Source organism: Planctomycetota bacterium, assembly GCA_016125255.1.
GTDB lineage: Bacteria > Planctomycetota > Phycisphaerae > Phycisphaerales > Zrk34 > RI-421.
Genome location: WGMD01000002.1, coordinates 32,806 through 58,484, shown reverse-complemented (window position 1 = coordinate 58,484; position 25,679 = coordinate 32,806). Strand labels below are relative to the sequence as shown.

23 protein-coding genes are annotated in these 25,679 nt (G+C 63.1%); 21 read left to right on the top strand and 2 right to left on the bottom strand.

Features of this window, described 5'->3' with window-relative positions; translation table 11 throughout:
• Positions 1 to 26 precede the first annotated feature (26 nt).
• The 20 genes from GC162_01425 (at position 27) to rfbC (ending at position 23,026) form a co-directional block, all read left to right on the top strand.
• Positions 27 to 614, top strand: coding sequence for an SIS domain-containing protein (locus GC162_01425; GenBank protein ID MBI1367294.1), 588 nt, complete (start codon positions 27 to 29; stop codon positions 612 to 614).
• 48 nt (positions 615 to 662) lie between these two features.
• Entirely contained in the window at positions 663 to 1,475 is an 813-nt protein-coding gene (locus GC162_01420) for an FkbM family methyltransferase (GenBank protein ID MBI1367293.1), read from the top strand.
• A gap of 23 nt (positions 1,476 to 1,498) precedes the next feature.
• Entirely contained in the window at positions 1,499 to 2,620 is a 1,122-nt protein-coding gene (locus GC162_01415; protein ID MBI1367292.1) for an SDR family NAD(P)-dependent oxidoreductase, read from the top strand.
• Positions 2,621 to 2,652: 32 nt separating this feature from the next.
• The gene (locus GC162_01410) at positions 2,653 to 3,444 is read left to right on the top strand and encodes an FkbM family methyltransferase (protein ID MBI1367291.1); all 792 of its coding nucleotides are present in this window, start codon (positions 2,653 to 2,655) and stop codon (positions 3,442 to 3,444) included.
• A gap of 29 nt (positions 3,445 to 3,473) precedes the next feature.
• Positions 3,474 to 4,208 carry an NTP transferase domain-containing protein gene (locus GC162_01405; GenBank protein ID MBI1367290.1) on the top strand — a complete coding sequence of 245 codons (735 nt, stop codon included), beginning with the start codon at positions 3,474 to 3,476 and terminating at the stop codon, positions 4,206 to 4,208.
• Positions 4,184 to 4,768 carry an HAD-IIIA family hydrolase gene (locus GC162_01400; GenBank protein ID MBI1367289.1) on the top strand — a complete coding sequence of 195 codons (585 nt, stop codon included), beginning with the start codon at positions 4,184 to 4,186 and terminating at the stop codon, positions 4,766 to 4,768. The genes GC162_01405 and GC162_01400 overlap by 25 nt, the downstream gene beginning before the upstream one ends.
• Positions 4,769 to 4,798: 30 nt before the next feature.
• Positions 4,799 to 5,791: a UDP-glucose 4-epimerase GalE gene (gene galE / locus GC162_01395; GenBank protein MBI1367288.1), complete on the top strand. Its 993-nt coding sequence runs from the start codon at positions 4,799 to 4,801 to the stop codon at positions 5,789 to 5,791.
• Positions 5,788 to 6,357, top strand: a complete 570-nt coding sequence (locus tag GC162_01390) for an SIS domain-containing protein (GenBank protein MBI1367287.1) — start codon at positions 5,788 to 5,790, stop codon at positions 6,355 to 6,357. Before galE ends, GC162_01390 begins: the two co-directional genes overlap by 4 nt.
• An 8-nt stretch (positions 6,358 to 6,365) precedes the next feature.
• A complete protein-coding gene (locus GC162_01385) occupies positions 6,366 to 7,118 on the top strand; it encodes an NTP transferase domain-containing protein (protein ID MBI1367286.1) in 753 nt (250 codons plus the stop codon).
• A complete protein-coding gene (locus GC162_01380) occupies positions 7,115 to 8,140 on the top strand; it encodes a GHMP kinase (GenBank protein MBI1367285.1) in 1,026 nt (341 codons plus the stop codon). The genes GC162_01385 and GC162_01380 overlap by 4 nt, the downstream gene beginning before the upstream one ends.
• Positions 8,141 to 8,146: 6 nt before the next feature.
• Positions 8,147 to 9,073 carry a glycosyltransferase gene (locus GC162_01375; protein ID MBI1367284.1) on the top strand — a complete coding sequence of 309 codons (927 nt, stop codon included), beginning with the start codon at positions 8,147 to 8,149 and terminating at the stop codon, positions 9,071 to 9,073.
• 131 nt (positions 9,074 to 9,204) lie between these two features.
• On the top strand, positions 9,205 to 9,858 hold the full coding sequence (locus GC162_01370) for a WecB/TagA/CpsF family glycosyltransferase (GenBank protein MBI1367283.1): 654 nt from the start codon (positions 9,205 to 9,207) through the stop codon (positions 9,856 to 9,858).
• A 74-nt stretch (positions 9,859 to 9,932) separates the two neighbouring features.
• The gene (locus tag GC162_01365; protein ID MBI1367282.1) at positions 9,933 to 11,168 is read left to right on the top strand and encodes an acyltransferase family protein; all 1,236 of its coding nucleotides are present in this window, start codon (positions 9,933 to 9,935) and stop codon (positions 11,166 to 11,168) included.
• Positions 11,169 to 11,668: 500 nt separating this feature from the next.
• A complete protein-coding gene (locus GC162_01360; protein MBI1367281.1) occupies positions 11,669 to 12,571 on the top strand; it encodes a hypothetical protein in 903 nt (300 codons plus the stop codon).
• On the top strand, positions 12,568 to 13,482 hold the full coding sequence (gene xrt, locus GC162_01355) for an exosortase (protein MBI1367280.1): 915 nt from the start codon (positions 12,568 to 12,570) through the stop codon (positions 13,480 to 13,482). The genes GC162_01360 and xrt overlap by 4 nt, the downstream gene beginning before the upstream one ends.
• 16 nt (positions 13,483 to 13,498) lie before the next feature.
• Positions 13,499 to 14,179 (top strand): exosortase-associated EpsI family protein, encoded by a 681-nt coding sequence (locus GC162_01350; protein ID MBI1367279.1) that lies wholly within the window; start codon positions 13,499 to 13,501, stop codon positions 14,177 to 14,179.
• Entirely contained in the window at positions 14,176 to 16,794 is a 2,619-nt protein-coding gene (locus tag GC162_01345) for an AAA family ATPase (GenBank protein MBI1367278.1), read from the top strand. The genes GC162_01350 and GC162_01345 overlap by 4 nt, the downstream gene beginning before the upstream one ends.
• Positions 16,795 to 16,803: 9 nt before the next feature.
• Entirely contained in the window at positions 16,804 to 18,237 is a 1,434-nt protein-coding gene (locus tag GC162_01340) for a hypothetical protein (GenBank protein ID MBI1367277.1), read from the top strand.
• Between the two features lie 3 nt (positions 18,238 to 18,240).
• Positions 18,241 to 22,413, top strand: a complete 4,173-nt coding sequence (locus tag GC162_01335) for a tetratricopeptide repeat protein (protein MBI1367276.1) — start codon at positions 18,241 to 18,243, stop codon at positions 22,411 to 22,413.
• A 58-nt stretch (positions 22,414 to 22,471) separates the two neighbouring features.
• On the top strand, positions 22,472 to 23,026 hold the full coding sequence (rfbC, locus tag GC162_01330) for a dTDP-4-dehydrorhamnose 3,5-epimerase (GenBank protein ID MBI1367275.1): 555 nt from the start codon (positions 22,472 to 22,474) through the stop codon (positions 23,024 to 23,026).
• Between the two features lie 222 nt (positions 23,027 to 23,248).
• On the opposite strand, the gene GC162_01325 is transcribed toward rfbC, so the two are convergent.
• Positions 23,249 to 23,716, bottom strand: coding sequence for a PTS sugar transporter subunit IIA (locus GC162_01325; GenBank protein ID MBI1367274.1), 468 nt, complete (start codon positions 23,714 to 23,716; stop codon positions 23,249 to 23,251).
• 100 nt (positions 23,717 to 23,816) lie between these two features.
• Here GC162_01325 and GC162_01320 point away from each other — a divergent pair, with 100 nt between their 5' ends.
• On the top strand, positions 23,817 to 24,815 hold the full coding sequence (locus tag GC162_01320; GenBank protein MBI1367273.1) for a hypothetical protein: 999 nt from the start codon (positions 23,817 to 23,819) through the stop codon (positions 24,813 to 24,815).
• Here GC162_01320 and GC162_01315 read toward each other — a convergent pair.
• Complete coding sequence (locus GC162_01315) at positions 24,794 to 25,630, bottom strand: ABC transporter permease (protein ID MBI1367272.1); 837 nt, start codon at positions 25,628 to 25,630, stop codon at positions 24,794 to 24,796. The genes GC162_01320 and GC162_01315 overlap by 22 nt on opposite strands.
• Positions 25,631 to 25,679: the final 49 nt, after the last annotated feature.

Sequence of the window (25,679 nt, the reverse complement as noted above, 5' to 3'; positions counted from 1 at the left end):
CTACTACTGACGAGAGGATTCATGACATGGCTGGCAACATTTGCACTGACGCGGCTCAATACTTCAAGGAACTGGCGACGCTCTCCGCTCGCGTCGATCCGGCGCAGGTCGACGCGCTGACCGAGGCGCTCTATCAGGCATGGGACGCGGACCAGCAGGTCATCGTCTTCGGCAACGGCGGCTCCGCCTACACCGCCAGCCACTTCATCACCGATATGGTCAAGACCGCCACCGTGCCCGGCCACCGTCGCCTTCGTGCGATCTCCCTTTGCGACAACTACGGGCTGACCACCGCGATCGGCAATGACATCACCTATGACGACACCTTCGTCTACCCGCTGCAAGCTTATGGCAGACCTGGTGATCTGGCGATCGCCATCAGCGGCTCCGGCAATTCCCCCAATGTCGTCCGCGCCTGTCAATACGCCCGCGACAACGGTCTGACGCTCGCCTGCCTGACCGGTTTCAAAGGCGGAAAGATCGGGCCGATGGGACACATTCACATCAACGTCCCGACCGAAAACTACGGCATCCTCGAAGACCTGCACTTGTCCGTCGGGCACATCATCACCCAGGCGTTCAAGAGCCGCCTGCTTGCCATGCCTGTGTCCTGACAACCATCAAATTGTTCAACGGATCGTCCGCTTACGAGCGAGGTCGACATGGCCGGCTCCTTATTCCAAAAAATCAACAATCTGCGCCAGTTCGATAATTTCGGACAACTGCTCCTTGAGCGGCTGTTTTGCCGCCGCACTAAGGTGCAGGTGTATCGCTTTGGAAAATTCGAAGCGATCGTCGATCATCGCGCCGCCGACGCAGGTTCCATTGTCGGCTGCATCGCCGGCGACATGTACAAGCGGTTTCTAAGCCGCGTGAGAATACCCGCAAGGGCGGCCATCGCCGATCTCGGGGCCAACGTCGGCGGGTTTTCGCTGCTCCTTCTGTCGCAGGGTTACGACATCGCGAAACTGCTCTGCGTCGAGATGAACCCGCGCACATATGAACGGCTTCGATTCAATGTTCGCAACAACTTCGCCATCGACGCGGCGGTCATCAACGCGGCCGTCTGTGCGGACGAACGCGTCATTGAATGCGACTTCGGCCCCGGATCAACTGGCGACAACATCTATGGCGATATCGACAAGGCCGACACCCGCTATCGTCGAAGTGTGCAGGGACGGACGCTCGATGCGCTGATCGACGAGCATCTGGGCGATGGCATCATCGACCTATGCAAAATCGATATCGAAGGCGCGGAGTCAGAGGTGCTTCTGAGTGGAAAGCCGGCCATCGATGCGCTGACCCGCTGCAGATACCTGTTCATGGAAATGCACCGACAGGCGGACTATCAGCCGATGCTCCGCGTACTGGCCGAGCATGGGTTGCGGCCGATCGCCGATGAAGGCAAAGTGGACTGTGGCGTGCATCTTTTTGAAAATCAGAAACTGACCTCGACCAGTTCAGCGGCGAGCTGAGCGGTCGGAACGAGCATGCGAATATGAAAGCATTGATCACCGGCGGCGCGGGTTTCATTGGTTCACACACGGCGGATGCCTTACTGGCGCGCGGCTACAAGGTCCGCGTGCTCGATTCACTCGAAGAGCCCGTGCACCCAGGCCACCGCGTGCCCGACTATCTCGATCCGCGTATCGAACTGGTGCGCGGCGATGTGCGCGATGCGAATCTGATGCTCGAAGCACTGCGCGGCGTCGATGTGGTGTACCATCTTGCGGCGTTTCAGGATTACCTGCCGATCTTCAGTCGATTCTTCGATGTGAACGTGACGTCCACCGCCCTGATCTTCGAATTGATCGTGCGAAAGAAACTGCCGGTCAAGAAGGTCGTCGTCGCGTCCAGTCAGGCGGCGCTGGGCGAAGGCCTGTACCACGACGCGGGCGGCAAGCCGCTGCTCCCGGACATTCGGCCTGAGAGTCAGCTTCGCAAAGGCATCTGGGAGATTCAGGCCCCGGCGGGCTTCCGCGGGCCGATCCAGTGGCAGCCCACCGATGAGACGGTCGCCAATCCGCAGAACCAGTATGGCCTGAGCAAGATCGCGGAGGAAAGCGTCGCGCTGAATCTGGGCAAACGCTATGACATACCGACCGTGGCGATGCGCTATTCGATCGTGCAGGGACCGCGTCAAAGTTTCTATAACGCCTACAGCGGCGCCTGCCGTGTGTTTTGTCTAAGTTTTCATCAGGGCTCGGACCCGATGATTTACGAAGATGGGAAGCAAATTCGCGACTTTGTGAATATTCACGATGTGGTCGCTGCGAATCTTTGCGTACTCGACAGCGACAAGGCCAACTACGAAATGTTCAACGTCGGCGGTGATCACGCGATGACCGTCTCGCAATTCGCGAGCGTGGTCGCGGAAGTGTTCGGACGCAAGGATTACGAACCCAAACCATGCGGAAAGTATCGTTTTGGCGACACACGCCACATTCGCTCGGATGTGAGCAAGCTCAAGGCGCTGGGCTGGAAACCGCAGCGGACGGTGATCGACAGCGTCGAGGCGTACAAGGGCTGGCTCGATCAGGCGAGCAATCTTGATCAGATTCTCGATTACTGCAACAAACAGATGGCGAAGATGAACGTCGTGCGCGACGTGACGAAATAGATACCGTTCGCGCTTTGCTGAGGAAAAGATGCATGTTTCACCGTCTTGAAAGAATGGTTCGGATGATGACCGATGCGCAATACCGCGAAGATCAGCGGCTTCGCGCGCTGCCGCCCAAACAGGACGGACAGACAAGCTTGTTCGGCCCGACGTTTCGGTTCGTCGACGGTCGCTCGGCGGCGCTTCAGCATCTGGTGATCATGCAGCGTGAGATGTATGCGTTCAGTTGCGGGACGGACAAGCCGCGCATTCTGGATGTGGGAGCCAACATCGGAGTGTCGGTGCTGTATTTCAAGCAGCAGTATCCCGGAGCCCGGATCACCGCCATCGAGGCGGATCGCAATATCGCGGAAGTGCTCCGTCACAATGTGGCCTCGGCCGGACTCAACGATGTGGAAGTCGTTCACGCGGCCGTGACGGTGGAGGGGGATTCGGTGACCTTCGTGAATGAAGGTATCGAAGGCGGTCACATTTCGTATGGCGGCGTCGGCAACGGCGGCGGCATGACCGTGCCGGCCGTTCGCCTCCAAAGCTACTTGGAAGAGCCGGTCGACCTGCTGAAACTGGATATCGAAGGCGCGGAAATCGACGTGATGCCGGCGTGCAAGCATCTGATGGGGAATGTGAAGCGTCTGTTCGTCGAATTCCATTCCCCGGCGAAGGAGCCGCAGCGGTTGGCGGAGTTCATGAATCTGCTGGCGGAATGCGGATTCCGCATGTACGTCCAGACGGACTACTGTCCGAAGCACCCGCTGCGCGAGCGGCCGACGGATCGGCGGAATGATCTTCAGTTGAATATCTTTGGTCTGCGTGAAAGCACCTGAACCGGCGAGGAATCATCGGCAAACAGCGTATGACCAAGACAAAAGCATTGCTGTTGGCGGGCGGATTGGGGACGCGGCTGCGTCCGGTGACGGACACGGTGCCCAAGTGCCTTGTGCCCATCGCGGGGCGGCCGCTGTTGGACTATTGGTTCGATGCGCTGGGGCCGGCGGGCGCGACAGAGGTGCGGATCAATACGCATCACCTCCCCGATGCAGTCCGTCGTTACATCGCGCAAAAGAATGTCGAAGGGCAATTTCATCTGACCGAATCTTACGAGCCGAAACTGCTCGGCTCCGCGGGGACGATTCACGCCAATCGGGATTTCGCCGACGATGCGACGGATGTATTAATCATCTACGCGGACAATCTGTCGAATGTCGACCTGGCGGCGATGCTGGCGTTTCATCATGAGCATGGCGACCCGATGACGATGCTGCTGTTTCATCATCCCTTGCCCAAACAGGCGGGGATCGTCGAGCTGGACGACGCATCGCGCGTGATCAGCTTTGTGGAAAAGCCCGCTGAGCCCAAGTCGGATCTGGCGAATGCCGGGATCTACGCGGTGACGGCGGAGGCCTATCGCGAGATGGCGGACATGAATGCTTTCGATCTCGGATTTGACGTGCTGCCGAAGTTCGTTGGCCGGATGCGGGGGTACACGTTTGACGGATATCACCGGGACATCGGCACGCTGGGCGCGCTGGCTGCGGCGGAAGCGGATGCGCCGCGCGTGTTCGGATGTCAGAGCGAGGTGGAGCGGTGAGCCCGGCGATCTTCCTTGATAGAGACGGCACGGTGATCGAGCATGTACATCACCTGATCGACCCGTCGCTTGTCAAATTGATTGACGGCGCCGCGGAGGCGATCAAGGTGTTTCAGCGGGCAGGTTATGCCTGCGTGATCGTGACGAATCAGTCGGTCATCGGGCGCGGCTTGCTGACGCTCGAGGGGCTTGATCGCATTCATGAGGAAATGAATCGCCAGCTTGCCGAGCATGGTGTCACGATCGACGGCATCTATTTCAGTCCGCACGCGCCCAAGTGCGACGACATGGAGACGATCGATCATCCTGATCGTAAACCCGGGCCGGGCATGCTTCTGAGAGCGGCGGACGAGCTCAATCTGGACGTGTCGCGCTCGTGGATGATCGGTGATTCGCTGAGCGATGTGCTGGCGGGTCGGAATGCCGGTTGCCGTGGCACGATGCTGGTGCGGACGGGGTGCGGTGCGAAGGTCGATGCGGATCACCCGGCGATCGACGAAGTGGTGAACGATCTGGGCGCGGCGCCGGAGCGGATACTCAATCATCAAACTCAGCGGTGAAGGCGCGCTGATCATCAGGAGTTTTCGAATATGCGGATATTTATCACGGGCGGTGCGGGCTACGTCGGAAGCGCAGCTTTACGGCATGTCGTGGCGAACGGTCATGAGGCGATGGCGTATGACAATCTGTGCGAAGGTCATGAAGCGGCGGCGGTCGGGCGGCTGATCGTCGGGGACATCGCGGATACGAAGACGCTCTCGCAGGCAATGAAGGATTTCAAGGCGGATGCGGTGATGCATTTCGCGGCGGCAACGTACGTCGGCGAGTCGGTGACGAATCCCGATTATCATTACAGCAACAATATCGCCGGCACGCTGAGTCTCTTGCGGGCGATGCGTGAGGCGGACGTAAAGCGGATGCTCTTTTCGAGCACGTGTGCGACGTATGGCGAGAACCCCAAGCCGCCGATGAACGAGGAGGCGCAGCAGATTCCGTGCAGTCCGTACGCGCGGACGAAGCTGGCGGTCGAGTGGATGATTCGCGATTTCGCCCATGCGTACGGACTGGGCTTCACGCTGCTGCGGTACTTCAATGCTTCCGGGGCGGACGAGAGCGGGGAGTTCGGCGAGGACCATCAGCCCGAGACGCACATCATTCCGCTGGTGCTTCAGGTACCGCTGGGTCAGCGCGACAAGATCATGATCTTCGGCACGGACTATCCGACGCCGGACGGGACATGCGTGCGGGACTACGTGCATACGAGCGACCTGGCGAGCGCGCATCTATTGGCGATCGAAGCAACGACGCCGACGACGGCGGAGGTGTTCAACATCGGCACGGGCAACGGTCAGAGCGTGATGGATATTCACCGCGCATGCGAGCAAGTGACGGGTAAGAAGATTCCGTACGAAGTCACGAAGCGTCGCCCCGGCGATGCACCGGCCCTGGTGGCGGACCCGACGAAACTCAAGTCGAAACTCGGGTGGAAGCCCAAATATCCGAACATCAAGGACGTCGTCGCGACGGCGTGGGCGTGGCATCAGAAGCATCCGCAGGGCTACAACGACAGGAAGAACAAATGAAGGCGGCGCGTCAGATCATCGAGTCCATCGAAAACAGCGGGCGCGTGATTCTGTCGCTGCGCGATCAGGCGGCGACGATCGAGAAGATCAGCGGCGTCGTGATCGACGCGCTGAAACGCGGCAACAAGATCATGACGGCGGGCAACGGGGGCAGCGCCGCCGATGCGCTGCACATGTCCGAGGAGTTGGTCGGGCGGTTCAAGAGCAATCGCCGGTCGCTGCCGGGCGTGTCGCTTGTGGCGGACCCGACGCTCATTACGTGCATCGCCAATGATTACGGCTACGAGCGGCTCTTCAGCCGGCAGGTCGAAGGGCTCGGCCAGAAGGGCGATGTGCTGGTGTTCTTCACGACGAGCGGCAACGGCGCGATGTTCCAACACGCGGTCGAAGCGGCGAAGGCGAAGGGCGTCCTCACGGCGGCGCTTCTGGGCAAAGGCGGGGGGCCATTGGCGGGCAAGTGCGATCATGAACTGATCGTGGCGGACAGCGAGACGGCGCGGATTCAGGAAGCGCACACGCTGGTGATGCACATCATTCTCGAAGCGGTCGAGCGGGAGTTCGCGTAAGCGCGGTCATGGCGATCCGACAAGCGGTGATTTTGGCGGGGGGATTGGGGACGCGGCTGCGTTCGATCGTCAGCGATCGGCCCAAGCCGATGGCGGCGGTGGCGGAGCGTCCGCTGCTGGAGTACCAGATCGAGGCGCTGCGCGATGCGGGGATCGGGACGGTGGTGCTGGCGATCGGGCATCTGGCGCAGGTGGTAATGGATCATTTTCAGGACGGATCGCGGCTGGGCGTGAGGATCGAGTATGCGATTGAGAAGGAGCTGCTCGGCACGGCGGGGGCGATCCGCAATGCGATGGACAAGTTGGCGGTCGGGCCGCTGATTGCGATGAACGGCGACTCGATCATGCCGGACCTGGATTATCGGGCGCTGATCGCGGCGCACGAGCGGCATGTCGCGGCGGACGATCGCACGGTCGGCACGCTGGTGACGATCCGCCCGCCGAACGCGGGGGAGTACGGCGTGCTGGAACTGGACGAAAGCGACGAGCGCATCATCGGGTTCAAGGAAAAGGCCCCGGTGGACCCGGCGACGGCGCGGATCAACGGCGGGGTGTACGCACTTGAGTGGGATGTGTTCGAGTACATCGCGGCGGGACGGCCGGTGTCGATCGAGTATGAAACTTATCCGGGCGTTCTGTCGGACGGGCGGACGCTCTGGGCCCAACATTACAGCGGATTTTTCGGCGATATCGGGACGCCTGAAGGATACGAGCGGGTTGCCCGATATATGCAACAACGCCAAAGAGGGGATGGAACATGATTATTCGCAGTCGAGCGCCGTTGCGATTGAGCTTCGGCGGGGGCGGGACGGACGTGTCGCCATATATGGACGAGCGCGGCGGGGCAGTGCTGAGCGTGACGATCGACAAGTACGCTTATGCATCGATGCGCGTCAGCGGGGGCGAGCCGGGCATGTCGGTGCATTCGCTGGATTATGACGTGGTCGCCAAGTACGCCGGCGAAGACGATCTGAAATTCGACGGATCGCTGGACCTGGTCAAGGCGGTGCTCAAGCGGATGAAGAGCAACGGGGAGGACAAGAAGAGTCTGGAATTCTTTTTACACTCGGACGCGCCGCCGGGGTCGGGACTCGGATCGAGTTCGACGATGGCGGTGGCGATGCTCGGACTGTTCCGGCACTGGAAGAATCTGCCGCTGACGGATTACGACATGGCGGAACTGGCGTGGGAGATCGAGCGGATCGATCTGGGGATCGCCGGCGGACGTCAGGACCAGTACGCGGCGGTGTTCGGGGGCGTGAACTTCATCGAGTTCAGCAAGCAGGCGGTGGTGGTCAACGCGCTGCGGGTGAAGCCGGAAGTGCTTAATGAGCTTCAATACACGTGCCTGCTGTGCTACACCGGCCGGACGCGCATGGGCGACAACATCATCCGTCAGCAGGCGGACAATTTCCGCAAGGGGAATGTCGATGCGGTGGCGGCGATGGATGAGATCAAGCGGATCGCGGTGGAGATGAAGGCGGCGCTGTTGCAGGGTCGGCTGCGGGATTTCGCGGCGCTCTTGCATGAAGGTTGGGAATCGAAAAAGCGCATGGCGGGCAAGATCAGCACTTCGCACATCGACGAGATGTACACGGAGGCGCGGAAGGTCGGCGCGCTGGGCGGGAAGGTGACGGGCGCCGGCGGGGGGGGGTACATGCTCTTCATCTGCGAATTCGACAAGAAGCACAAGGTGGCGGAGAAGCTGGAGCAGATGGGCGGGCAGATCGTGGAGTTCGCGTTCGACTACAACGGGCTTCAGACCTGGTCGACGGACGGATAAGTCGGGATGAGTGAAGGACGCAAGTACGCATTGATCACGCCTTGCCGGGACGAGGCGCAGTATGCCCGCCGCACGCTCGAGAGTGTGGTTCGGCAGACGGTGCCGCCGGCGCTTTGGCTCATCGTCGACGACGGATCGACGGATGAGACGCCGGCAATTCTGGCCGAATATGCGGCGAAATATCCGTATATCCGGATCGTCCGCCGGGAGGACCGCGGCAAGCGCAGCGTCGGTCCGGGCGTCGTCGAGGCGTTCTATTTCGGCTACGAGAAGATCAATCCGGACGAATTCGATTATGTATGCAAGTTCGATCTCGATCTGGATATGCCCGAGCGGTACTTTGAGACATTGATCGAGCGCATGGAGGCGGAGCCGCGCATGGGGACATGCAGCGGCAAGCCGTTCATCGAGGTGCCCGATGGGGAACTCGAACCGGAGCCATGCGGCAGTGAGATGTCGGTGGGGATGAGCAAGTTCTATCGCGTGGCGTGCTTCAAGGAGATCGGCGGGTTCGTGCATCAGGTGATGTGGGACGGGATCGACTGTCATCATTGCCGCATGCACGGGTGGATCGCGGCGAGTTGGGACGATGTGCCGGCGCTGCGGTTCATTCATCTGCGACCGATGGGTTCGAGTCAGAAGGGCATCATCACGGGGCGGATGCGTCACGGATTCGGCCAGTATTTCATGGGCACGGGGCTGGCGTACATCACGGTCAGCGCGCTGTACCGTTCGCTGCACCCGCCGATTCTCATCGGGGGATTGATGCTCTGGTGGGGCTACGTCAAGAGCATGCTCAAGCGCCTGCCGCGCTACGAGAACCCGGAGTTCCGCAAGTTTCTGAGACGGTATCAATGGATGTGCCTGTTTGAAGGCAAGACGCGCGCGACGGCACGGATCAACCAGGAGACGGCGAGCCGGTGGCGACATTGACTCACACCATTGAGCGGAACACGCCGACGATCGATCTGGCCGGGGCGAAGTTTCATGTCGTCACGGAGGCGGAGGCGGTGCGTTTCGTGATCGACGGACTGAAGGCGGGGCGCGGCGGGTGGGTCGTGCCGATGAATCTGGATGTGCTGCGTCAGTGGGCGCAGAAGCCGGAGGTGCCGGCGCTGTGCGGGAAGGCGGATTTGTTTTTGGCGGACGGGATGCCGCTGATCTGGGCGAGCCGCCTTGCGGGGACGCCGCTGCCTCAGCGCGTGGCGGGGTCGACGATGATCAGCACGCTCAGCGGCGCCGCGGCGGAAGCGGGTCGGTCGGTGTATCTGCTCGGCGGCGACGCAGGCGCGGCGGAAGGCGCGGCGAAGGTGCTCATGGAACGCTACCCCAAGCTGCGCATCGCCGGCACGTACTACCCGCCGTTCGGATTTGACAAGGATGAAAAGCAGATGGCGGCGATCCGAGCGTCGTTGCGAGAGACGAAGCCGGACATTGTTTATGTCGCGCTGGGTTTTCCCAAGCAGGAGCGCGTGATCGATATGCTTCGGGCGGAGGCGCCGGGGGCATGGTGGATGGGCGTGGGCATCAGCTTGAGCTTTCTGTGCGGGCAGGTGCACCGAGCGCCGATCTGGATGCAGAAGTGCGGACTGGAATGGGTGCATCGCATGTTTCAGGAGCCCGGCCGGCTGCTGCGGCGTTATCTCATCGATGATATCCCCTTTGCGATACGCCTCCTGAGCCAGAGTGTGGCGCGGCGGATGCGCGGCCGCAAGTGACTTGAATCCGATGATCGTCCCGCATCCGGTATAATTCGCCGGGGATCGCGCGAGGCGGACGTCCGCGCGGCGGGATGTGCCGATCGGGTTCTCCGCTTCAAATGAGTCTTATGTCTGAAGCCAGCTCCATGACAAACACCGCGGGCGCGCCGATCGCTGCGGCGCGGGCGCGCGATGCGTATCTGGCCTTTCGGTCGCATTCGTACTTCGGCTCCCTCGACGGCCTGCGCTGCCTGAGCATCCTCGCCGTGCTCTGGCATCACACCAAGCCCGGCGCCTACCTGCACATCCCGCTCTTTGAGCGCGGCTACATGGGCGTCAATCTGTTCTTCGTCATCAGCGGATTTCTCATCACAACCCTGCTCCTGCGCGAACGCGAACGCTATGGCTATCTGTCCCTGTCGGCGTTCTACTGGCGGCGATCGCTGCGTATTTTTCCGCTCTATTACCTGATGCTGCTGGTGTACACGCTGGCGGTCGTCGTCATCGAGAAGAACCCGGTCGACAAGGCGACGTTCTTCGACAATCTGCCCGCCTTCCTGACCTACACCACCAACTGGCTCGTCCCCTCGAAGGCGGACACGGAGACGCAGCGCGTCATCTTTTACTTCGCCTGGTCGCTGGCGGTGGAAGAGCAGTTCTATCTGGTCTGGCCATCGATCGAGAAGGTGCTCAGGGGCATGTGGGCGGTGCTGGCGATGATCGGGTTGATCATCGTGGTGTACCTGCATCGGCAGGGGACGTTCATCTCGATCTTTCCGGTCGACTCGACGGGGTATCAGGTTCTGTGGTACATCGAGCCGGCGATCTGCTTCGGCGTGCTGATGGCGCATGCGCTGCACTCGCCGAAGGTGTACGGGTGGTTGTACCGCGTCGTGGGCAAGCCGTGGGTCAGTCCGCTGGCATTGGCGCTGGTGGTCGGCGTGTGTGCGCTGCCGACGCGATCGATCGACTGGGACTACGGCGTGTGCGGCGCGCTGACGCTTCTGGTGCTCAGTTGCGTGATCATCGAGGACCACTGGCTCGCCCGGTTCCTGTCGCTCAAGCCCGTGCGGACCATCGGGATCATCAGCTATGGTGTCTACATGATGCACATGCTGTGCCTGAACGTGCTGCGTCAGGTGCTCGGGCATCTGGGGATCAACTCGCCGACGCTCAATTTCCTATTGCTGATTCCGATCAGCGCGGGGGTGGCGTGGTTTGTATATCGGTATTACGAGACGATTTTTTTGCGGGTCAAGACGCGTTTCAGCCGCCAGCCCACGACGCATCGGGTCACCGCCGGTTCGGGCCCGGCCCAGGCGGCCTGAACGGGCTACGGGGGGACGATCACGAAAGTTTCCCGTACCATCTCGAACACGACGCCGGGATTTGCGTAATAGGGCCGGTAGGATGACGGATCAGGATGAGACCCCGTCATGTGCGTCCGGTAAGGGTTCAACGAGGACGCGGCGTCGTCGCCGGGCGAATCGCGCATCGGCAAAGCCAGCCATGTGCGGCGATTCGGACTTATTTTCGGCGATCCGATGGACGATAATTGCCTTCAGCGGCCGGTCCGCACCGGCCGCGGAGGTTCGTGGACGGACAGCGTTTTGGACGGGAGGGAGCGACGAATCGCACCCCGCCAAAGCGTGTCATTGAATTGTTTGGTTCAGGGCGAAACGGTAGAATACTTTGCTCGTCCTCAGATTCGATCAGGCCAGGGGTTCTGAGGGTGGAGAGAGGCACGATGGCGATGTTGCAGCAGCCTGCGGGAAATGAACAGGGGCCCGTTGCAGGGGTGCGCTCGCACGAACAGGCGGTGGACGATTTGTCCGCGCTTCGTGCGGTCGTCCTGATGGCGGGATCCGTGCGCCCCAGCAAGCTCGATGAAAGCATCGGCCGGTCGATCATGGAACTGCCCATGGGCGACGGCGAGACGATCATCGGCCACTGGCATCGCCACACGACCGACCTGGCCCATTGTCTGACCCGCGATCGCCTGCCGGTGCAGGTGATGCTCGACCATAGCTCCACGATGCCCAAGCCCATGACCGTCAACGGAGCCGCACAGTTCAGCATCGAGCGCGACCCGATGGATTACCGCGGGACCGGCGGCGTGCTGCGCGATCTGAGCGAGCATTACGAACCCGACGACTACCTGCTGGTGGCCAACGGGCTTCAGGTCATGTTCCGGCCGCTCAGCGAAATGGCGCTGCTGCTGGCGTCGCGCGGGGCTCATGTCTGCATCGTCGCGCACGAAGACGGCACGCCCAGCGGGCTCATGCTCGTGCAGTGCCAGGTGCTTGAAAAGATTTCGCGGGCTGGTTTCGTCGACATGAAGGAACAGGCCCTGCCCGCCATCGCCAGGGACTTTCGCGTGGGCGTCGTTGAGTTGGATCAGCCCTGCGGTCTGCCCGTGCGGACGCTCGCCGACTACATGTCCGCGCTGCGCCTGCGTCATCTGCAGCTCGCCAACAAGCCCGTCGTCAACGATCCGTTCGCCGAGAACATCGAGTCGACGTTTTCGGTCATCGAAGACGGCGCCGAGGTGGACAGCTCCGCCCGGATTCACGACTCGGTCGTGCTGGCGGGGAGCCGGGTGGACGCGGGCGCGATCGTGGTGCGGTCGCTGGTGTGTCCGGGCGCGGTGGTGGGGCGGAACCAGCGCGTGATCGACCGGCTGATGGCGGCCCCGCGCCGACTGCGCGAACGAGGAGTGCAAACATCATGATCGCATTGACCACGCCCCGCTCGTGGGCACGCAATGGATGGAGCCCCTGGCACATCGTCGCGGCGATCTTCATGGTCACGCTCGGCGTGCTGCTGACGTTCAACGCATGGGCCGACATCTTCAACATCGCCGCCAAGGACGAGGAAGCGAGCCACATCTTCCTCGTGCCCATCATCGCCGGCTGGCTCGTCTGGGTCCGCCGCGAGCGGCTGAGGTTCTGCTACCCGACCGGCACGCTGATCGGGCCGGTGTTCGTCGTGATCGGCTGGGCGACGACGTATTACGGTTACTATCACGCCATTCAGGCGGCCTGGCATTTCGGCGCGGTGCTCGTCGTCGTGGGCTGCCTGCTGTCGGTGATCGGCAAGGACGTGTTCATGCGCTTCCTGCCGGCGTTCGCCGTGCTCGTGTTTCTCGTGCCCGTGCCCGGCAGCATCCGGCTGGGCATCGCGATTCCGCTTCAGGGCATCCTCGCCCACATCACGCAGACGATCTTCGACGTGATGGGCGTCGACGTCGAACGCGCCGGCAACATGCTGACGATCAACGGGCAGGAAGTCGCCATCGCCGAAGCGTGCAACGGTCTTCGCATGGTCTTCGCCCTGATGCTCGTGTCGTTCGCCTTCGCCTTCGGCACGCCGCTGCGCACGTTCGTCCGCACACTGATCATCGCCGCCAGCCCCGTCTCCGCGCTGGTCTGCAACATCATCCGTATGGTGCCGACGGTGTGGCTCTACGGCTTGTCCGGACGGAAGCTCGCCGGTTTCGACGCCACCGCCATCGCCAATCACTTTCACGATTATGCCGGCTGGGTGATGCTTATCGCGGCGTTCCTGCTGCTCATGAGCATCATCAAGGTTTTGCAATGGGCCCTGATCCCCGTCACGCCCTACATGTTGGCATACGACTGAACCGGAAGGCGACGCCATGACCCGCAAAAGCAAACAATTCCTGATCGCCCCGCTAATCACGCTGCTTGTGATGGCGGCGCTGGCGGCCGAGTCATACTCGCGCCCCTCGCCCGGCGATGCCGAGCCCTATCATGCCGCCATCACCGCCGCCGCCGCGCAGCTCCCCACGCGCATCGGCGATTGGGTCGGCGTCAATGAACCCATCCAGAAGGAAGCCATCCGCCTTCTCAAACCCAACGTCATCTACAACCGCGTCTTCACCAATCCCGTCATCGGCCAGCGCGTCACCGTGCTGCTCGTGCAGTGCAAGGACGCCCGCGACATCTACGGGCACTACCCGCCGGTGTGTTATCCGGCCCACGGACTCGCTCAGCGCTCCGCCAAACCCTTCGATCGCTATATCGAAGGCGAGCCGATTCACGGCATGGAATACGTCTTTGCGTCCGATACCTTCGGCGCGCAGGAGCTGACGGTCGATAACTTCATCCTTCTGCCCGGCGGGGAGACCGCACGGGACATGAAATCCGTCCGAAGCCAGGCCTGGGACTATCAGCGTCGATTCCTTGGGGCCGGGCAGGTTCAGGTCGTGTACCAGGACTCGAAATTGACCGATGAACAACGAGCGGAAATCTTTAACGAGCTGGTGACCGCGCACATGCCGGTCATCAAAGCCATTCTTCATGGAGCGCCGCAATGAGCGAAAAGCATCCACTGGTCCCGATCGAAGGCGCCTCCGAGCGTACGGAACCGATGATGTACATGCCGTCGGAGCCGGAGCGCCAGTCCGCCCCGATGCGCCGGGTTCATTCGATCATGCGCGGCCGGTACAAGTGGGCGGCGCTTTTGGGCGTGCTTTTCGCCGTCGCCGGCGGACTGCTCGGCTGGCGTCTGACCGTGCCGATCTATCGCTGCTACGGCACGATCCGCGTGCAGCCGATTCTGCCCAAGGTGCTCTATTCGACCGATCAGTCGAACCTGCTGCCGATGTTCGACGCCTACGTCGGGGCGCAGGTCGTGATGATCCAGAGCAGCCGCGTCATCGCCAAGGCGATGGAGCGACCCACCTGGAAGCAGGTCAACTGGAAGCCCGACGGCGATCCGATGGAGACGTTCAGCGAAAACCTCCAGGTCGATCACCCGCACGGCTCGGAAGTCATCTTCGTCAACTTCTATGACCCCGATCCCAAGGCCGCTCAGAAAGCCGTCGAAGCAATTGTCGATTCCTATGCGGAAATCTACGGTGAGTCGGACCAGTCCGTGACGAACCGCACACTCGAAACCCTCGAACAGCGCAAGACCGGTCTGCGCAATGATCTGGCCAGCCAGCAGCGCCTCGAACAGTCGATCACCAACGAATTCGGCTCCAAGGATCTGGACCAGATTCACCAGCTCAAGCTTGTCGAAGTTTCGCGACTCGAACAGCAGGTCAAAGACCTTCAGATTCAGATCCGCCTCGCCGAGTCGTACATCGAAGCTCAGAAGAACGCCCGCAAGGGCGTCGATGGCGCCGCCGGGAAGCCCGATGCATCGGCGCCCGGCGCCGCACCGGCCCCGGATGCGGCTCCCGCGCCTGCCCCGGCGGCGGACGCGCCCGCCGTCGCCGAAGCGCCCAAGCCCGCGCCGGCCGATGCCCCCGCTCCGGATGCGACCGCCAGCGCGGCCAATCCGGCGGGGCCGCCCCAGTTGTCCCCCGAAGAGATCGGCCTGCGCGATGTGAACATGCGCGAGCTGCTCAATGAGCGTGACGGCGTGGACCGGCAGTTGAAGCAGATGAGTCTGACCCTCGGTGAGAATCACCGTCAGGTGGTGCAGGTCCGCACGCTGCTTGACGCCATCAACCGCAAGATCGTCGAGTACGCCGCGAAAGTCAACGAGCAGATCGCTCTTTCGCCCGAAGGCGCCGGCCCCGGCGTGGCGGCCCTGCCGCAGCTTCACGAACGCCTTGACGCTCTTCAGGAGCTTTACAACAAGACCAAGGCCGAGGCCGTCGACCTGGGCCAGAAGAATCTGCGCCTCGCCGCCCTCAAGGCCGAAGAAGAAACGATTCGCGAACGCTTCGACGAGACCGAGCACCGCATCGAGCAGCTTCGTGTCGAACAGGCGGTCAGCGGCCGCGTGAGCGTCATCAACAAGGGTGACGTGCCCCAGCGTCCGTTCCGCGATCGCCGGCAGGGGCTGGCGGCGGTGGGGGCCTTGATGGGCGGAGCGTTCGGGTTCGGCATCGTGCTGCTCATCGGTTCGATGGATCGTCGCCTGCGCAGTCTCGATGACGCCGCCGACACGCTCGGCCGGCTCACCATGCTCGGCATCCTCCCGCGTCTGCCCGATGATCTGGCCGAGCCCGAGCACGCCGCCGTCGCCGCACATTGCGTACACCAGGTGCGCACGCTCCTTCAGATCGGCTCCGATTCGCAGGGCCGACGCGTTTTCGCCATCACCAGCCCCGGCGCTCAGGACGGCAAAACCAGTCTCGCGCTGGCCCTGGGCGTCTCCTTCGCCGCGGCCGGCTCCAAAACCCTCATCGTCGACTGCGACCTGATCGGCGGCGGACTGACGCTCCGCGTCGACGCCATCATCCGTCGCAAAATCGGCCAGGTCCTCCAACGCGAGCAGCTCGTCACCGAGCAGCAGATCGATGAAGCCCTGCAGATCGCGCAGGAGTCCAACCGACGCCTCGGCGAAACGCTCATCGAACTGGGCTACCTCCAGCAGGAGGACCTGGAGCAGGCGCTGAGTTTGCAGGAGCATACGCCCGTCGGCCTGCTCGACGCGCTGGAAGGCGAACCGCTCGAACACTGCGTCGCCGACACCGGCATCAACAACATGGCCATCCTGCCCGTCGGCGCCGCCGAGGCGTATGACGTGTGCAAGGTTTCTCCCACGTCCGTCCGCCGCCTGCTCGAAGAGGCGCGGGCGCAGTACGACGTGATCGTTATCGACACGGGGCCCGTCCCCGGCAGTCTCGAAGCATCGCACATCTGTGCCGAAGCCGACGGCGTCGTGATGGTCGTCGCGCGCGGCGAACAGCGCGATCTGGCCGAAAAGTCCGTCAATCACCTGTACTCGATCGGCGCCCGCGTGCTGGGCCTTGTGTTCAACCGGGCCGAGGGGACGGATGTCCAGGTCCTGTCCGCCTCGCTCTCCGATGCGCTGTCGGAAGTGCAGGTCCCCGACGAGGACGGCGGACCGGGGCGTCGCCTGCCGACCCGGCTCAACCTCACGCCGACCAACAGCGAAGAGGCCGCTCGCTTCGACCCGGTCGCTCGTGCGGTCGCAAGCTCGGCCAATTCGACGCGCAACGGCTCCAAATAAGCTCGCATTATGATCAGTGCCAACGAGACAGAAAACGCATCGCGGCTACAGCTCCCGACCGTCTGGGGACTGGACCCGATTCAACTGCACGACCGCTTCTGGGCGGCGCGCGGCGTGCAGGTCGTGCGCCAAGGCGAACGCAGCGCCATCGTCAAGGACGCGGAACTCTTTCTCCTGACCGAAGCCGACTCCCTGACCATCTTCAAGATCGGCCGCCTCGTCCATCAGCTCAGTTGGCTCGCCCCCGATCTGATGTTCATCCGCCTTCACGAGACGCGCGATCACGGGTATCGCGAACTGGTCGTCACCGACAATGACGGCGGCTTCAAGCGCTTCAACCGCATCTACGGCGGGTCCGACTCGCGACTCGCCCGCGTCGCGCTCACGCCCAGCCGCCGCATCGCCGAAATCTGGCAGGCCGCGTCCGATCCCCGCACCGGCTGGCGCCAGCTTCGCCGCCGCATCCCCTCCGGTCGCCGCACCACCGTCTCCGTCGACGGCAACGTCTACGACATGCAGATCCCGCAGGAGATCATGCAGTGCGTCCGCGACCTGATTCAGTTCTGGCAATCGCCTGACGCGACCATCCATCGCGCCCGACGCATCATGCCCGGCGTCTGGGGCGATGCGCAGACCCGACTTGATCCGGCCATCCGCTTCATCGGCCCCGCCTGGGTCGGCGTCGGACGCGAACGCCTGCCCGACAACAGCATCGTCGGCCCGGCCGTGCTCTGGGACGATCCGGCGCATCGGCCCCCGCCCGAGGATCTGGAATGGCTCGAAATCGAGCCGTCCCCCGTGTTCGAGCGCCCCGTGCAGGTGCCGCAGACTTCGACCCTGCACCGCAGCACCAAACGCATCTTTGATGTGATCTTCTCGCTGTTCATTCTGGCGCTGACGCTGCCGCTGTACCCGATCATCATGCTCGCCATCTGGATCGAAGACGGCCGGCCGTTCTTCTTCGCCCACCGCCGCGAAACACTCGGCGGGCGCGAGTTCCCGTGCATCAAGTTCCGCTCCATGCGCAACGACTCGGACAAGATCAAGGCCGCCCTCCTGCTTCAGAACAAGGCCGACGGCCCGCAGTTCTTCATCGATCCCGAAAACGACCCGCGACTCACGCGCGTCGGCTGGCTCATCCGCAAACTCAACATCGATGAGCTTCCGCAGTTCTTCAACGTCCTCATCGGCGACATGTCCGTCGTCGGCCCGCGCCCCAGCCCCCGCGCGGAAAACCAATGCTGTCCGCCCTGGCGCGAAGCGCGACTGAGCGTCCGCCCCGGCATCACCGGCCTCTGGCAGGTCATGCGCACCCGGCAGACCGGCATGGACTTCCAGGAGTGGATCAAGTTCGACATCGAGTACGTCGAACAGGGCTCCTGGAAGATGGATCTGTTCATCATCTGGAAAACCATTCTTGTCATCCTGCGATTGAGCGATTAGCAAATGAGCATTCGAACCAAGACGAAAAAGCGGCTCCTTATCCTCCTTGCCATCGTGGTCGTGGCCACGGGCATGGGCGTCGCGCTGGTGGTCTACACCAAGCAGCGCAACGAAGCTCAGGCGGCGGTGGACCGCGCCGAAGGCATGGCCGCCGTCAAGGCCGAGGACTGGGACAAGGCCCTGGATCATCTGGGCCACTACTGGCGGCGGAACAAGGACGACGCGGAGGCGATGTACAATTTCGCGCTGGCGCGCCTGCACGTGGAGCTGCCCAACGGCAAGCACATCCAGCAGGCCATTCAGATTCTCCAGCGCGTCGTGCAACTCGATGACAACAACGTCGAGGCGATGCACAAGCTTCTGGAAATCTACGTCGCGGTCGGTTTCGAGACGGAAGTGAGCGACCTGTCGGACAAACTGCTGGCGATCAAGCCCGACGACATCGACGCGCTTCGCTCCAAGGTGATCGCGCTGATGCGCGGCCGCAAGTTCAAGGAGGCGATGCAGTTTAATGATCGCGCCGCCAAGGTGCAGCCGGAGGACTTGCAGACACAGACGAACGCCATCCTGATCATGTCCAAGCTCGATCAGCCGCCGCTGGACCTCATCAAGCGGGCGCAGGGCGTGCGCGAGAAGTTCCCGGACAATCCGCGCATGGATGTGCTGATGGCCTTCGCCTACGCGCTGACCAACGATCGGACGAACGCCGTGGAGTGGATCAAGAAGGCCGCCGCCGCCGCGCCGCCCGACGCCGACTATGTCCGCATCGTGTCGGATCAGCTTGACGCGATGGGCCTGTTCCCCGATTCGCTGGCGATGCTCCAGAAGAACGCCGCGGAACTCAAGGACGTCAACATCATCCGCAAGTACGCGCGGCGTCTGTGGCAGAACAACCGCTATCAGGACATCCTCACGCTGCTCAAGGACTACAAGGCCGAAGACCGCGATTCGGCGAGCGATCTGCTGGCGCTCAAGGCCATGTCGCTCATTCGCGACGATAAGAAGGATGAGGCGATGGCGATCGTCGATGCGCTGGCCAAGCGCACCGGCGACAACGGCGCTCTGGCGTGGGTCCCCGTGCTGCGCGACGTGTTCATCGAGAAGCCCAAGGACATTCAGCAGGTCGTGAAGATTTGCCGCGACGGCATCTCGGCGAGCCCGGGCGATCCGTTCATCCGCATGTTCCTCGCCGAGGCGTATGCCCAGCTCGGCGAGAACGAGCAGGCGATCGAGCAGTGGGAGGCGGCCGCGCAGTACGCCACCGCCTGGGCTCAGCCGCATATCCGCATGGCCATGGTCTACTCCTCGACGAACCGCGCCCGGCAGGCGCTTCAGGAAGCGCAGCAGGCGCTTCTCCGCGCGCCCGACAACGTCGGAGCGGTGGTGAGTCTGGCCAACGCATGGTCGCAGCTCATCGACGCCGGCGTGGGCGATGACACCAAGGACAAGCTGTTGGAACTGCTCACGCAGGTTCAGAAGGCCGCGCCCGGCGAGCCCAACACGATCGGGCTCTATGTGCAGATGCTCGCCCGAACCGGCAAGGTCGATCAGGCCAAAAAGGTCATCACCGACGCGCTGGCCGCCAAGGACAAGCCGCTGCCCGAGCAGACGCTCCTGCAACTGGCTTCCATCAGCCGCGACTTCAAACTCGGCCTCGAAGAGCAGCTTTTCGCCATGAGCGCCGACAAGAACGGCACGACGGCGAACCTGGCTTACGGCGAGGCGGTCTTCAAGCTGACCAATGAATCCAAGGAAGCGGCGCTGGCCTATCTTCAGCCGCTCGTCGAGAAAAACGGCAAGGACGATGTGTCGTGGCAGATTGCGTGGGCGCGCTTCCTGGACCAGGTCGGCGACGATCGGGCGAAGGCGGCGTGGATCGCCATCGGCGACGCCAATCCCAACAATCTGCACATTCAGCGCATGATCCTCGGCATGGGCGCTGTCCAGTCCGACCGGGCTTTCATGGACCGCACCATCGAGCGCGTCAAGTCTCAGAGCACCGATGAGGGACTCACGTGGCAGCTCGCCCGCGCCCGCTGGTACCTGACGGGCGAGGATTCGCAGCGCGATCCGACGAAGGCGGTGACGATGCTCAATGACATCGTCAAGCGCTCGCCGGACCTCATCGAGCCGCGCATTCTGCTGGCGACCGCCATGCAGCAGCTCGACAACACGGGCGCGGCGATCGACCAGCTCAAGGCGGCGTCGGACCTTCAGCCGCAGAACGTGGCGATCAAGCTCGAACTCGCCCGGCTCAACATCCTTCAGGGCGACTTTACCGCCGCGCAGAATCTCGTCGATCTGGCCATGAAGGACAAGGACCTGTCGGACGTGCAGCGTCAGCAGGTCGCCGCGATGCTGGCGCAGATGGGCCAGAGCGACCGGGCGATCACGCTGCTGGGCGCCGAGGGCGAGAAGCCCACGCTGATGCGGGCGGAACTGCTTTTCCGCCGCAGCCAGCTCAAGGAAGCCGACGAGGAGTATCAGAAACTGCTCAAGTCGGCACCGTCGCCGCAGGTGGTGCAGTCGTATGCGAATTTCCTGGGCGCGACGGGGCGTGTGGACGACGCGATGCAGGTGATGGCGCTGTTCAAGAAGATGAAGCTGACGCCCGGCACGCTGGAGATGCTCAACGGCGAGTTCTACCGCCGCTTCGGCAGCAGCGATCTGGCCGCGGAGAATTTCGAGGCGGCGCTGAAGATCATCCCCGACAAGCCGCTGGCCTGGCGCACGCTCATCGACTTCTACGCTTCGCTGGGCGAGGCGGACAAGGCGATGGACGCCAACGATCGGGCCCTGAAGGCCAATGCCGGCGACAAGCTCTTCTCGCTCATCAAGAACCAGTCCGCCGTCATTAAGCCCGCCATCGCCGTCGAGTCCCTGCGGCCGATGGTCTCGGCGCTCGTCAAGGACGACGACAATCGCGAAGCGGCGATGGCCGTGCTCCGCACGATGCAGGACAAGACTACCGATTCGCAGTCGCTGACGGCCCACCTGCTGGCGCTGCGCAAACTCGCGGACAAGAACCCGCGTTTCATGGCGCTTCAGATGCTGCTCATCGACGAAAACGCCCGCTACGGCAAGTTCGAAGACGCGCTCTCGCTGGCGAGCCGCGCGATGGAGGCCTTCCCGACCGAGGCCGACCCGGCCGAGCGCGCCACGCGCCTCCTCGAGCGTCTGGGTCGATGGAACGAAGTCATCTCGACCGGTCAGCAGTGGCGCGAGCGCACGCTCAATCAACCGCTGCTCGCCGACGCCGAGATCGCCAACGCGTATCTGAATACGAACCAGCCCGCCAAGGCGATCGCACAGGTCGAGCGCTACCGCGCCTTTGCGATGGCACAGCCGACCCGCCTGCCGGGGATCATCGCCGTGTACGCCCGCGGGCTCATCGGGCTCAACCAGACGGAGGAGGCGGCCAAGCTGCTCAAGCCGCTGCTGCCGACCGCGCCGCAGTGGCGCGCCCTCTGGACGCAGCTTGCCGCACAGGCGATCAAGGACACGCCGACGGTCGCCACCTGGTTCGAGCGCGTCGAAGCCGTCACCCCGGCCGACGCCATCGCCGAGCGCGTCGTCATCGCCAACGACTGGTACATCCTCGGCGCCCGCACGAACAATGACGCTTACAAGAAGAAGGGCATGGAGCAGCTTCGCGGTCTGGCGACTCTCAAGGACGCCGACGTCGGCGCGATCATCAGCTACGCCATGCTTCTCTATCAGGCCGGCGACATCAACGGCGCCGAAGCCGAGTATCGCCGGGCGCTGGAGGTCAAGCCCGACCTGAGCACCGCGCAGAACAACCTCGCCGTCCTCATCGCCGACAAGAACGGCAATCTCGACGAGGCGCTGACGCTGGCGAAGATGGCGGTCGAGTCGAATCCGACGGTGGCGACGTTCCATGACACGCTCGCGCACGTCTACTCCGCCCGCAAGAATTACGAGCAGGCGGTGGCGAGTCTACGCTCGGCCCTGAAAATCGAACCCGAGAGCATCGAGTGGCGCGTCAACCTGATCGCCGCGCTGATCAACAAGGGCGACAAGGACGAAGCCAAGCGCATGCTCAACGATCTGGATGCGCTGAATCCGGATGTGAAGTCGATGCCGACGGATCTGCGCAAGCGCATCGACGACGCGCGGACCGCCTTGCAGGACAAGCAGGCGCAGGCCGCCAACTGAGGCGCGATCGGAACAAGACGCTGTTGAACGAGGGGCGCGCCCGCGGGAGGGGTTTGCTGTGAATATCGAATCGCTGGCCTTGCCGGAGGTGAAGTTGCTGACGCCGCGTAAATTCGGCGATTCACGCGGGTTTTTCTCCGAAACATGGAACCGTAAGACGCTGCGCGAGGCGGGCATCGATCTGGACTTCGTGCAGGACAATCATTCGCTCTCGGCGTCAAAAGGCGTCGTGCGCGGGCTTCATTTTCAGATTCCCCCGCACGCGCAGGACAAGCTTGTCCGCTGCACGAAGGGGGCGATTCTCGACGTGGCGGTCGATATCCGCCGCTCGAGTCCGAACTTCGGCAAGCACGTCAGCGCGGTGATCAGCGCCGCGAACTGGACGCAGATCCTCATCCCGCGCGGGTTCGCCCACGGGTTCGTCACGCTCGAGCCCGATACGGAAGTGCTTTACAAGGTCACGGACCTCTACGCCCCCGAGTGCGATCGCGGGCTGCGATGGAACGATCCGGCGCTGGGCATCGACTGGCCCATCAGCGCGGACGCGGCGCTTCTTTCGGATAAGGACAAAAAACTGCCGCTGTTCAAGGACGCGGCCGATCTGTTCGATTGATAGAGCATCGACAAGCTGAAACCTGAGCCACCGGGCAATCGCTGCGAGATCGCGGCAGTTGCCCGGTGATTTTTTTTAGAGCGGTTTCACAAATCAAATCGCGTTCCCAACGAGCCGCGACCGTGAGGGAGCGGTCAAGGAACCTGATTGGATGCGGGCTCGACCGCTTGCTGACGCGCGCGGCTCGTTAGGATGCGTGGCGATACATTTACTGAAACCGCTCTAGCGGGTTTCGACGGCTTCGGCCTGCGTGATGAGTTCGTGGATGCGGGCGGCGTCGGGGGCGGTGAGCATGGCGGCGCGGAATTCGTCCTTGGTCATGAGCCGGCTGATAGCGGCCAAGGCCTGAATGTGCGCGCCGGTCTGGGCGGGGGGGCTGGCCAGCAGGAAGATCAGGCGGACGGGCCGATGATCGATGGCGTTGAACTCGATGGGCTCAGCGGTCTTGCCGATGGCCATGACCAGCCGATCGCAGCACTCGGCCTTGCCGTGTGGGATAGCCAGGCCGTGACCGATGCCGGTCGTGCGGGTCACTTCGCGCTCCCAGACGGCTTTCTTGAGGGCCTCGGGGTCGGCGATGCGGCCCTGTTTGGCGAGCAGTTCGACGAGCTCGAAGATCGCGCCCTGCTTGTCGGTGGCCGACAGCGGCACGGCGATGCAGTCAAGCTTGATGATGTCCGTAAGACGCATGGCGGTCCTTTTAGCGTTGAGCGGGTGCGAAAAGGTCCAGTTTATTCATCGACCGTCGCCGGATCAACATTGAGCCGCGGGGCCGTGCTACGATAGGCCAATGGGCCCACGCCTCAAAAGACTGACCGCCGCCCTGCAATTGATGCGGATCGCCTTGGTTTTTACGGCGATTTCCAACATCTGGCTCGTCGTCTTCATCAGCCGGGCGCATCTGGATCCGGTCATCGGCGCCGAGGCGATCCGGTCGCTGCCGCTGTGGGCGCTGCTTTTGTGCACGGGAGCGGTGGCGACGGGGATGTACGTCTTCGGGATGGCGCTGAACGATGTGATGGACGCGCGGCGGGACCGGGTGTTCGCGCCGCAGCGGCCGATTCCTTCGGGCCAGTTCAGCCAGCGCGGCGGCATCGCGATCTCCGTCGGTGCGCTCCTGCTGGCGATCGCCGGGTCGGTTCCGTTGGGGCCCATGAGCACGATGCTCTGCCTGATCTGCGCGGCGCTGGCGCTCTTCTACAACGGGCTGGGCAAGCATCTGGGCGGCGTGGGGATCGTGACGCTGGGGCTCATCCGCGGCGTGCACATGTTCATCGCCAATCCGGGCCTCGCCTATGTCTGGCCGGTGTGGCTGACGATGACGCATGTGATCGGGATCAGCGCGGCGGCGCATCGGCTCGAGGGCAAGCGGCCAATGCTCGTCGGGCCGCAGGTCTGGATCACGGTCGGCGGTTGGGCGTTCGTGACGGTGGCGATGATCGCATGGATGAACGGGCATCACACGCTGGGCGCGCCGGGGCGGCCTTGGATGTGGGTCGGGCCGACTGCGGCGGCGGGCGTGTTCGTACTGATGGCGCTGCGCCTCGGTCGGCAAAGCGACACGCCGGCGGCGGCGGGGCGGACGCTGATGCGGCGTGGGCTGCTGTGGCTGATGGTTTATGACGCGGCGTGGCTGCTCAGTGACGGACTGTGGTGGCAGGCGGGGGTGATGGTCGGACTGCTGATCGCGGCGGTGCTGAGCATGCGGGCGATGGTGCAGCTCAAGGCGCTCGTCGAGCCGGTGAAGATTCGCAGCGGGCGAAAGGATCAGGTCCAGCCCAGTGCGTAGAACAGCGCGGTGAAGAGCAGGTCGGCGATGATGATCGAGACGATGGCGTGCACGACGGTGATGGTGGTCGCGCGGCCGACGCCGGCGGCGCCGCCGGTGACCTGAAGCCCGTTGTAACAGGCGATGAGTCCGATGAGCATGCCGAAGACGCCGGCCTTGAGCAGGCCGGTGATGAAGTCGATGAGCTTGGCCTGTTCGAGCGTGTTGGCCTGAAAGACGCCGGCGGGGATGTCGAGCAGGACGATGCCGACGAATGCCCCGGCGCCGATGGCGACGAGGTCGGCGAAGACGGCCAGGACGGTGAGGCCGACGATCGTCGCCAGCACGCGCGGCACGACGAGGAAGCGCACGGGATTGAGCGCCATCGATTCGAGCGCCTCGATTTCTTCGCCGACGACCATCGTGCCCAATTCCGCCGCCATCGACGCGCCGGCGAAACCGGTGAGCACGATGGCGGAAATCAGCGGGCCCAGTTCACGGATGATCGCGACGGCGTTGACGTTGGCCACCTTGTCGACCTGCCCGAAATCCTTGAGCGGGGGGGCCATCTGCAAAACGAGAATCAGACCGATGCACATGCTCACGAGGACGATGATGCCGATGGATCGGACGCCGACGCGGACTAGCTGAATGTACAGGGCTTCGCGGCCGAATCGGATTTTGCGTGTCAGAAGCGCCCGCGCGACCCAGACGATCAGATCGAGGGCCAGGTACGTGATGCCGCCGATGTAGGCGAGGGTGTCGATCACCGTCGCGCCCATGTAGCCGACGGCGGCGGCGATGCGGTTGGGTCGTGTTTGGGCGGAGGTGGACATGAGGAGGAAGGGGATCGGGGGTTAGGGGTTGGGGAGCGGGGGGTGACCG

Coding starts and splice junctions, on each gene's coding strand:
- GC162_01345 (MBI1367278.1), top strand. CDS start 14,176: ATGAGCGAAAAGCATCCACTGGTCCCGATCGAAGGCGCCTCCGAGCGT.
- GC162_01420 (MBI1367293.1), top strand. CDS start 663: ATGGCCGGCTCCTTATTCCAAAAAATCAACAATCTGCGCCAGTTCGAT.
- GC162_01400 (MBI1367289.1), top strand. CDS start 4,184: ATGTCAGAGCGAGGTGGAGCGGTGAGCCCGGCGATCTTCCTTGATAGA.
- GC162_01370 (MBI1367283.1), top strand. CDS start 9,205: ATGAATCTGGATGTGCTGCGTCAGTGGGCGCAGAAGCCGGAGGTGCCG.
- GC162_01405 (MBI1367290.1), top strand. CDS start 3,474: ATGACCAAGACAAAAGCATTGCTGTTGGCGGGCGGATTGGGGACGCGG.
- GC162_01415 (MBI1367292.1), top strand. CDS start 1,499: ATGAAAGCATTGATCACCGGCGGCGCGGGTTTCATTGGTTCACACACG.
- GC162_01425 (MBI1367294.1), top strand. CDS start 27: ATGGCTGGCAACATTTGCACTGACGCGGCTCAATACTTCAAGGAACTG.
- GC162_01335 (MBI1367276.1), top strand. CDS start 18,241: ATGAGCATTCGAACCAAGACGAAAAAGCGGCTCCTTATCCTCCTTGCC.
- GC162_01380 (MBI1367285.1), top strand. CDS start 7,115: ATGATTATTCGCAGTCGAGCGCCGTTGCGATTGAGCTTCGGCGGGGGC.
- GC162_01375 (MBI1367284.1), top strand. CDS start 8,147: ATGAGTGAAGGACGCAAGTACGCATTGATCACGCCTTGCCGGGACGAG.
- GC162_01390 (MBI1367287.1), top strand. CDS start 5,788: ATGAAGGCGGCGCGTCAGATCATCGAGTCCATCGAAAACAGCGGGCGC.
- galE (MBI1367288.1), top strand. CDS start 4,799: ATGCGGATATTTATCACGGGCGGTGCGGGCTACGTCGGAAGCGCAGCT.
- GC162_01410 (MBI1367291.1), top strand. CDS start 2,653: ATGTTTCACCGTCTTGAAAGAATGGTTCGGATGATGACCGATGCGCAA.
- GC162_01365 (MBI1367282.1), top strand. CDS start 9,933: ATGTGCCGATCGGGTTCTCCGCTTCAAATGAGTCTTATGTCTGAAGCC.
- GC162_01340 (MBI1367277.1), top strand. CDS start 16,804: ATGATCAGTGCCAACGAGACAGAAAACGCATCGCGGCTACAGCTCCCG.
- GC162_01325 (MBI1367274.1), bottom strand. CDS start 23,716: ATGCGTCTTACGGACATCATCAAGCTTGACTGCATCGCCGTGCCGCTG.
- GC162_01315 (MBI1367272.1), bottom strand. CDS start 25,630: ATGTCCACCTCCGCCCAAACACGACCCAACCGCATCGCCGCCGCCGTC.
- GC162_01320 (MBI1367273.1), top strand. CDS start 23,817: ATGGGCCCACGCCTCAAAAGACTGACCGCCGCCCTGCAATTGATGCGG.
- GC162_01385 (MBI1367286.1), top strand. CDS start 6,366: ATGGCGATCCGACAAGCGGTGATTTTGGCGGGGGGATTGGGGACGCGG.
- GC162_01350 (MBI1367279.1), top strand. CDS start 13,499: ATGACCCGCAAAAGCAAACAATTCCTGATCGCCCCGCTAATCACGCTG.
- xrt (MBI1367280.1), top strand. CDS start 12,568: ATGATCGCATTGACCACGCCCCGCTCGTGGGCACGCAATGGATGGAGC.